Source organism: Collinsella aerofaciens, assembly GCF_964243765.1.
Taxonomy (GTDB): Bacteria; Actinomycetota; Coriobacteriia; order Coriobacteriales; family Coriobacteriaceae; genus Collinsella; species Collinsella aerofaciens_BU.
Genome location: NZ_CAXTGI010000019.1, coordinates 1 through 8,978, shown reverse-complemented (window position 1 = coordinate 8,978; position 8,978 = coordinate 1). Strand labels below are relative to the sequence as shown.

Here is an 8,978-nt window from a genome sequence, read left to right as displayed (position 1 = left end):
CCCCCCCCCCCCCCCCCCCCCCCCCCCCCCCCCCCCCCCCCCCCCCCCCCCCCCCCCCCCCCCCCCCCCCCCCCCGCTTTGATATCGCGATGTGGTTATGACTGCGAAATGGTAGCGAATCGACTACTCGTAATGCTTCTCTTCGCGGCGAGCGGCGGCACGTGCATCGTGGATGCCCTTGATGGCGGCATGGCGGGCAGTGCGAGCATCGTGCATGGCGTCGCGCGCCTCGACGGCCGTTGCCTTGGCAGAGCGCAGCTTGGCGGCCAGGTCGGGATTGGTCTCGGCAACCGCGGCGATTGTGGGGCCGTCGAGCTCCTCTTGCGTGGGCTCGGCCAAAAAGTCGATGGCATACTGGGCGGCCACCATGGAGCCCTTTGCCAGCACGGTTTCGTCGATCTTGTAGAAGCAGGAATGCTGGGCGAACGTGGCGCCAATCTTGGGGTTGCGCGTACCTACAAAGGCGAGCACGCCCGGCACACGGCGCAGGTACTCCGAGAAGTCCTCGCCCGAAAGCGTGCCGCGGTAATGGCCCTCGCCTGCGGGGCCCAGGCACTTGAGCACAGCTTGGCGGCAGCGCTCACTCGAGGCGGCATCGTTTTCGACCTTGTAGTTGGCGATGGTGTAGTCGGTGAGTTCGGCCTCGGCGCCTAGTGCTGCTGCGGTGTGCTCCACGATGCGGCGCATAAGCTCGGGCATTTCCTCATGCGTCTTGTCGCCATAGGTGCGCACCGTGCCGGCGAGGTACGCCGTGCCGGCGATAACGTTGCGCGCGGTGCCGCCGTGCAGTTCGCCGACGGTGATGACGGCGGGTTCGTAGGGGCTAATCTCGCGCGAGACGATGGTCTGCAGGGCGTTGACGATTTCGGCGGCAACCATAACGGCGTCGTGGCCGCGCTGGGGCATGGCGCCATGGCACGAGGTGCCGCGGACGTCGATGCGGAACCAGTCGGTATTGGCCATGCGCGGTCCGGGCTCGCAGCTCACGGTGCCGGCGTCGACCTCACTCCAGATGTGCGCGGCGTAGGCGCCATCGACGCCATCGAGCACGCCCGTGCCGATCATGAGTTTGGCGCCCTGGCCGTTTTCCTCACTGGGCTGGAAGACGATGCGGACTTCGCCGTGGATGTCGTCGGTCATATGGCGCAGGATTTGCAGTGTGCCGAGCATCATGGCGATATGGCAGTCGTGGCCGCAGGCGTGCATGCAGCCCTCGTTGACGCTGGCGAACTCCTCGCCGGTCTGCTCGGTGACGGGCAGGGCGTCGATGTCGGCGCGCAGCAGGATGCGGCGGCGTGGCGTGCCGTCCTCGCGATAGGCGTCGGGCGCGGTGCCGCGAAGGGTCGCCACCAGGCCTGTCTTAAGGGGGCGCTCGTAGGGGATATTCATGGCGTCGAGCTGGTTGGCGATGTCGGAAGTCGTGCGCTCCTCGGCAAGGCTCAGCTCCGGGTGCTTATGGAAGTGCCGGCGCTGCTTGATGATGTAGGGTTCAAACTCGGCGGCGATATCCTGGATGGCCGCGGTGACGTCGTCTGCCGCGCGAACCTCGGTTGCCGCCATAATTTGCTGTGCCTTGGTCTTCGTCATGGTCGATTTGCTCCTTGCTGGTTTTATCGCAAAATCGTACAAGCTCTTTCCAGTATGCCACCTGCCACTTGGCCTGGCAAAGTTGCCGTTTGCCGCTTGGCATTTTGTAACGGGGGCGGGGGAGTACACTCGGGGGTGTTGAATTTCCTGCCAGAGATGGGGATGCCCATGCAACATATCGATTGGATAATCCGCTCCAAGAACGTCTTTACCGCACAAGACGGCATCGATACCACCCGCGAGCTGGCGATTGCCATCGCGGGCGATCGCATCGTCGCAGTCGGTGCGCCCGATGACGTGATTGACGCCGCCCCTGCCGCCACGCCGGTGGTCGATTACGGCGAGCAGTTTGTCTGCCCCGGTTTCCACGATGCGCACCTGCATTTCTTTCATACTTCGGTTGGCTCCTCGCCGTACATGCTCATGGATATGGGCACGTCCGAGGCGGCGCTGGTACAGCACGCGCTCGAGTTTTCCCAGGGCCTGCCGGACGACGCCTGGGTTGTGACGCAGGGCTGGCGCGACTACCGCTGGGACCCGCCCGAGCATCCCACCAAGGCGTCGCTCGATGCGGCCTTCCCCGATCGTCCCTGCGTTATGTATTCGGGCGACGGGCACACGCTGTGGCTCAACAGCCGCGCACTCGAGGCACTCGGCGTGACGCGCGACAGTGAGCCGCCAGCGGGCGGCAGCTACGACAAGTACGCAAACGGCGAGCTCACGGGCATTGCTCACGAGGCGGCTGCCATGCAGCTGCTGCCGCGCTGTCTTGAGTGGCTGGGCGAGGACCGCATTGCGAGCTCGTATGCCGACCAAATGAAACGCATGGCCGAGCAGGGCATTACCTCAATCTGCGATATGTCGCTCATGCCCATGCCGGGCTGCGACTTTATTCGCGACGATGTTTACGACAAGCTGCAGGCCGCCGGCAAGCTGGGCATCCGCGCCCATCTGTTTCCCACGCTGCTGGATGACCAATCGCGCTTGGAAGAACTCCAGACCCGCTACGCGAACAACGCGCTGCTCTCGGCGCCAGGCTTTAAACAGTTCTTCGACGGCGTGTCGAGCGAGCATACCGCATACCTCACTGAGCCCTATACCAACCCGCGCTTCCCGGGCGACCAGGGCCGCCTGACGGTCCCTGTCGAGCGTATGCGCAAGTTGGTTTTGGCGGCAGCCGAGCGTGACCATACCGTGCGCATCCACGTTATCGGCGACGGTGCCATCCATGCTGCGCTCGATATCTTTGAGGAGGCGGCAGAGCTCTACGGCTTGCCCCAGCACGGCCACAATACGCTTGAGCACCTGGAGAATCTGCTGCCTCAGGACATCGATCGTCTGCGCAAGCTCAACGTCATTGCCTCGAGCCAGCCTTGCCACATCACGCTCGACCCGGGTGGCCCGGAGCGCGACCTGGGCCTGGAACGCAGCCGCATCATGTGGCCGTTTGCGACCTATAAGCAGCGCGGCATCCGCCAAGCTTTCGGTACCGATAGCCCCATCACAGCCGTTACCAGCATGAACGTGCTCTACACGGCCATCACGCGCCAAGACCCCCGCAGCCACTGGCCCGAGGGCGGTTGGCTCCCCAGCGAGCGTATCGACGCGGCAACGGCCCTGCGCAACTACACGCTTGGCAGCGCGTACGCAGCGGGCGACGAGCAAAACCTCGGCAGCCTAGAGCCCGGCAAATACGCCGACCTGGTAGTCCTGGACCAAAACCCGCTCACCATCGACCCCCAAGAGCTGCAAGCCACCAAGGTTCAGGCCACCTACCTGGCGGGCAACTTAATCTACGAGCGCTAATATTCATGCCGTACCGTTAAACGCGGCTCGGGCAGCCTATTTTGGGATGGCGCTCGAGCCGCGTTTGTTTGCCGATGGGGGTTCGTTAGGAGCGTCCCCTCTCTGCTGGATTTGGGCGCAGGGTGGAAGCGCTGCTGCTCCGCGCGCTCAATTGGGACATCGGCGATGCTTTCTCTTAGCGTTTTGCATACTTCCAGTTGCAGATTGCATAAAAAAGTTGAGACGTTCTTTCCGGTCCTGATGTACCCCCGCCTGGGCCGTGCAAAAAATGGAGTATTCAGCACCGTGAGCTCTGCCGGTGCCGCTGCAGTCGGGTGGCATTGCGGAGATCGACGTCATTTTGGGGTCCGGTGCGGCGCGAGGCACGCCTTTTTGTCCTGACGGGGTTTGCCCGTCGACCCAAATCGCCGGTCAAAGGCGTTCTTGGGACCAATATGGTGTGTCCGGCGCGTATGCAGCCGTCCTGGCCTGCTGAAAACTCCCAAAAATGCACGCTGCTCCCCAGGGGACCCGTGCGAGCGGCGAAAACCATGCCCAAGTCGCTGTCCGCATCGCCATTTTGCTGCACTGACTTTTCTGAATACCGGGCCCGAGATTGGTCAACCCTAGGCTCCCGGAGCTGCGTTGGGGTCGGTTTCGTTGGCGGCCGCCTGCTTATGGGTGGCAAAGACCGAGCCTTCGTGGTCGAAGAGCTTACGATATTGCATGCGGTCCAGGCGATCGCGCGCATTAGCGGTCTTGGCGGGAACGTTCTTGGCCTCGGCTGTATACCAAACGCCGTGCGCATCCTGCGCCCCCACTACGTTTATCGCCGGCATGTGCGCTCGGTTTTGCAAGCGTGCGCGTTGGTAGGCGGTGAGCGGGGCACCGATGGCATTGAGTGCGAGTGCACCGACGTTATTGATGCTTGTGTTGAGTTGCTCACTCGTTTGTGCGTTGCCGGCGACATCGTAGTTCGCCCAGACCACATAGCGCGTCTGCCAGATGCGCTCGGTATGGGTGGCATCGTCCTCATCGGTAAAGTAGAGGTCGTTGTAGCGGTCGGTGAAGAACGGCTGGTGGTCGCCGTACATCACCACGACGACGGGGCGGTCGAGATCACGCAGCTTTTCCAGGAAGGCGGCGAAGGCGGCATCGGACGCTTCCATGAGCGAGCAGTATTCATTGGTCCAGGTGATAACTTTGTCGGACACACCTTCGACGGCAAGGTGCAGTTGCTGGTCGGTGGGCACCAAGCCCGTGTCATAGGCGGAGTGGTTTTGCATCGTCACGTCGTGGATGAAGATCGGCTGGTCGCTCTGCTTTAGTACCTCGAGGCACTTGTCGTAGGTGGCGGCGTCGGTGACCTTGCGGCAGAGCTCGGGTGCGCCGGCGAAGTCCTCGATCGAGAGGAACTCGTCGAATCCCATGTCCGCGAAGACGTTCTCGCGATTCCAGTTGGTGGCGTGGTTGGGGTGCATGGCCACGGTGCGATAGCCGAGTCTCTTGAACTGACGGGCGAGGTTCTCGCTCGGGGCCAGGTTGTAGCTCATGAACGGGTAGACGCCAGCGCCCAGGAATGCCATGGAGTGTCCGGTTAAGAACTCGAACTCGCTGTTACAGGTGCCGGCACCGAAGGCGCTCATGTAGCTCACTCCCTGCAGAAGCGCGTTATCGATGGCTTTGAAGCGCTCGGGCCCCTTATAGCCACAGCCCAGTTCGTTAAAGATTGAAAGGTCGGCGAAGGACTCGTTCATGATGCAGATGACTGAGGGCTTGAGCTGGTCAAACTGTTCGACGGCAGCGGCACGGGAGGGGTCGGCGATGCCGTTCGTGCCCGCGTTCCAGCGCGCGGCAAGGCGCTTGATGATCGCCGAGGCCTCACCGCTCTTGTAGTGCTTGGGTTTAGGCGGCACCATTTTTTGCGCGCTCGAAATTAAGGTGGGGAGAAACCCCTGACTGTAATAGCTTTCGAGGGGCTTCCAGGTATGAAGCTTGATGCCCAAGGTGTCGTAATAGCTGATGAAGGCCTGCGCCCCCAGTGCGGCTCCGGCAACAAGTGCGGTACGACGGTCGACGGAGAGGGGGAGTTTGGATTTGGTTGCGACTGGATGCTCCCTCGGCGCTGTCGATGTCCCCTCGGTTGCCGGAGACGCCTTTGAGTCCTTCGATTTCAAGGACGCAGACATCGCATGGTCGATGGGCTCGGGGGACGTTTCCGATGCGCGGCGCGGCGGTCGCCCACATGCATCACGCGGAATGAGGACGATAAGCGCGATTCCCAAGGCCGCGGCGGCAAGCCCCATGAAGCAGAAAGTGCTGAGCTCATAGGTGTAGCTGCCGGCGACCGTCGCAGCGGTCGAGAGGGCGAACAGGTCTCCGGGTTGGATGGGCATCGATTTGAACGTGATTACGAAGTACTCGGCGATACCGATGCTGGCAAGCGCAGCGATGCCCACGATTGCGGGGGTCTTACGGCGGTGCGGCAGATAGAACAACAGGCACAAGAAGCAGAAGATGAGCAAAAGCTCCAAAAGTGCCGGTCCGGGCCGCATCTTCCATAGTTCATGGTTGGAGGGCAGCTCGAGGGCGAGCATCGAGCATATCGATGCGCCGCCGATCGTTGCCAGCGTACGGGGGTAGGGATGGTCGGTCATAGATTGCTCCTGAATTGAAAACGGTTGCGCCGGGGTGCCGACGGCCGAAGGCGATGCCGCTGTGGCACGCGGTAGCTATTTGATTCGATTGGGAGCCGTTAATCGTCCAGACGGACCCTGAGGGATAATAGGGTGACCGGGGCATATGAAGATCGCTCGGTGCCGATGACGGCTAGGGCGGAGATCAGCAAGAGGGCGATGAACGATGTCGCGCCCACGGGGACGGTGTCGCCGCCACGGGCGATCGACAGATTGCCGGCGAGCTCGGCGCAGATGGCGCAGCCCGCGCCGGTGCAGTCATGATGCAACTCATGGGCGGCTGCGATGGGGGAGAGGATGGTTACCGCGAGAAGGGCGAAGACGAGAGCCAGGGCGAGCAGGCGAGTGCGAACGGGCGGCATGGAGTCGCGTGCATCGCGATTCTGTGCTATATCGCGCCATGCCGAGGTGCTCAGCTCATCAGTCATCTGCCCTCCCTTCCTCTCATCTGGGCATATTTCATCTGGAGGATTGTAGTCTTGAGAAGCTGATTCACAAAGTTGCCGCGCTAAAACTTCATGCCCTCCGGTCCGCCCCGGGAGCCACTGCTAAGTTATCCCCCGGCATTCAGAAAATCTAAGTGCCAAAAAATAAGATTTTTTGACTCCGTGTTGTATAACCCGCCATTCGTGGGTACCATTCAACGCGTACGCAAACAAAAAGGGTTAATTCGCGTGGCATAACCACGCGGCCCAAAAAGGAGGAGACAAGCATGTCGTCTTTGAAGCCGCTTGCAGATCGTGTTCTGGTCAAGCCCGACGAGGCCGAGCAGAAGACCGCTTCTGGTCTGTATATCGCCAGCAACGCCCAGGAGAAGCCGCAGCGCGGCACCATCGTTGCCGTTGGTGCCGGCAAGGTCAACGACAAGGGTGAGCGCATCCCCATGGACGTCAAGGTCGGTGACGTTGTCATCTACGGTAAGTTCGGTGGCAACGAGGTCAAGGTCGACGGCGAGAAGTATCTGCTGATGCGCGCCGACGACATCTACGCTGTTGTCGAGGCCTAGTCTCGTCAGAATCTCTGATTCGTCTTTGAACGCGCCCGCCGCATAGGACTCGGAAGCGGCGACGCGAGTCACGTTTCTTTTGGAGGATTACCTACCATGGCAAAGAACATTACGTTCAACACCGATGCCCGCGCTAAGCTCGCCAAGGGTGTCAACACTCTGGCCGACGCCGTTACCGTCACCATGGGCCCCAAGGGTCGCTACGTTGCTCTGCAGCGCACGTTTGGTGCCCCGACCATCACCAACGACGGCGTTTCCGTCGCCAAGGAGATTGAGCTCGAGGACAACATCGAGAACATGGGTGCCCAGCTGGTGAAGGAGGTCGCCACCAAGACGAACGACACCGTGGGTGACGGCACCACCACCGCAACCCTGCTCGCTCAAGCCATCGTCAACGACGGTCTGCGCAACGTCGCCGCTGGCGCCAACCCGCTGGCCATCCGTCGCGGCATCGACAAGGCCGTCAACGCCGCCGTCGCCGAGATGAAGAAGCAGGCCAAGCCGGTCGAGACCAAGGAGCAGATTGCTTCTGTCGGTACCATCTCCGCCGGTGACCCCGAGGTCGGCGAGAAGATCGCCGAGGCCATGGAGGTCGTGGGCAAGGACGGCGTCATCACCGTCGAGGATTCCCAGACGTTCGACATCACCATCGACACCGTCGAGGGCATGCAGTTCGACAAGGGCTACGTCTCCGCTTACTTCGTCACGGATAACGACCGCATGGAGGCCGTGATGAAGGATCCGTACATCCTCATCACCGACCAGAAGATCTCCAGCGTCCAGGACATCATGCCTGTTCTCGAGGCTGTCCAGCGCGCTGGCCGTGGCCTGCTCATCATCGCTGAGGACATCGATGGCGAGGCTCTGCCGACCCTCGTCCTCAACAAGATCCGTGGCGCCCTCAACGTCTGCGCCGTCAAGGCCCCGGGCTACGGCGATCGCCGCAAGCGCATCCTCGAGGATATCGCCGTCCTCACCGGTGGCCAGGCTGCCCTGGACGAGCTGGGCGTGAAGGTCGCTGACATCACCGCCGATATGCTCGGTACCGCCAAGTCCGTCACCATCTCCAAGGACAACACCGTCGTCGTCGGCGGCGCTGGCTCCAAGGAGGCCATCGACGCCCGCATCGCTCAGATCAAGGGTGAGATGGAGAACACCACCTCTGACTTCGACCGCGAGAAGCTCCAGGAGCGCCTGGCCAAGCTCTCCGGTGGCGTTGCCGTCATCAAGGTCGGCGCTGCTACCGAGTCCGAGCTCAAGGAGATCAAGCACCGCGTCGAGGACGCCCTGCAGGCTACCCGCGCTGCTGTCGAGGAGGGCATTGTCGCCGGCGGCGGCGTCGCCTTCATGGACGCTGCTCCTGCGCTCGACGCCGTTGAGCTTGACGACCCCGAGGAGAAGATCGGTGTCGACATCGTCAAGAAGGCTCTGACTGCTCCGGTTGCTACCATCGCCAAGAACGCTGGCTTTGAGGGCGCTGTCGTGGTCGACAAGGTTGCCGAGCTGCCCGCCGGCCAGGGTCTCAACTCTGCCAACGGCGAGTGGGGCGACATGATCGAGATGGGCGTCCTCGACCCCGTCAAGGTCAGCCGCGTTACCCTGCAGAACGCTGCTTCTGTCGCCAGCCTGATCCTCATCACCGAGGCCACCGTCTCCGATGTGCCCAAGAACACTCAGCTTGAGGACGCTATCGCTGCTGCCACCGCTGGTCAGCAGGGCGGCGGTATGTACTAAAGCCGACAAGGTCTAGAATTCCCACCGGGGATCCGGGGGCGTGACGGGGGTTTCTCTCCGGAACGTCCTCGGACATGCAAAGAGGCTCCGCATCGCGCTTCGCGCTGCGGAGCCTCTTTGCGTCCTGACGCTCCTATTTGGCAAGGTGTTTTTTAGAATCCATTTTGCGC

General features: G+C 62.0%; 6 protein-coding genes. 3 read left to right on the top strand and 3 right to left on the bottom strand.

Going from position 1 to position 8,978, the window contains the following annotated elements:
• Nucleotides 1-123 precede the first annotated feature (123 nt).
• Nucleotides 124-1,587: a M20 family metallopeptidase gene (locus ACESSC_RS09695; RefSeq protein ID WP_373162730.1), complete on the bottom strand. Its 1,464-nt coding sequence runs from the start codon at nt 1,585-1,587 to the stop codon at nt 124-126.
• A 168-nt stretch (nt 1,588-1,755) separates the two neighbouring features.
• Between ACESSC_RS09695 and ACESSC_RS09690 the strand changes: the two genes are divergently transcribed.
• Nucleotides 1,756-3,393, top strand: coding sequence for an amidohydrolase (locus tag ACESSC_RS09690; RefSeq protein WP_373162728.1), 1,638 nt, complete (start codon nt 1,756-1,758; stop codon nt 3,391-3,393).
• A 605-nt stretch (nt 3,394-3,998) separates the two neighbouring features.
• Here ACESSC_RS09690 and ACESSC_RS09685 read toward each other — a convergent pair.
• Together ACESSC_RS09685 and ACESSC_RS09680 are read right to left on the bottom strand one after the other, a co-directional pair.
• A complete protein-coding gene (locus tag ACESSC_RS09685; protein WP_373162726.1) occupies nt 3,999-6,029 on the bottom strand; it encodes an LTA synthase family protein in 2,031 nt (676 codons plus the stop codon).
• A gap of 98 nt (nt 6,030-6,127) precedes the next feature.
• Nucleotides 6,128-6,496: a hypothetical protein gene (locus ACESSC_RS09680; RefSeq protein ID WP_373162725.1), complete on the bottom strand. Its 369-nt coding sequence runs from the start codon at nt 6,494-6,496 to the stop codon at nt 6,128-6,130.
• A gap of 284 nt (nt 6,497-6,780) precedes the next feature.
• Here ACESSC_RS09680 and groES point away from each other — a divergent pair, with 284 nt between their 5' ends.
• Both groES and groL read left to right on the top strand, forming a co-directional pair.
• Nucleotides 6,781-7,074 (top strand): co-chaperone GroES, encoded by a 294-nt coding sequence (gene groES / locus ACESSC_RS09675; protein WP_022094351.1) that lies wholly within the window; start codon nt 6,781-6,783, stop codon nt 7,072-7,074.
• Nucleotides 7,075-7,170: 96 nt separating this feature from the next.
• Nucleotides 7,171-8,808, top strand: coding sequence for a chaperonin GroEL (groL, locus tag ACESSC_RS09670; protein WP_022094352.1), 1,638 nt, complete (start codon nt 7,171-7,173; stop codon nt 8,806-8,808).
• Nucleotides 8,809-8,978: the final 170 nt, after the last annotated feature.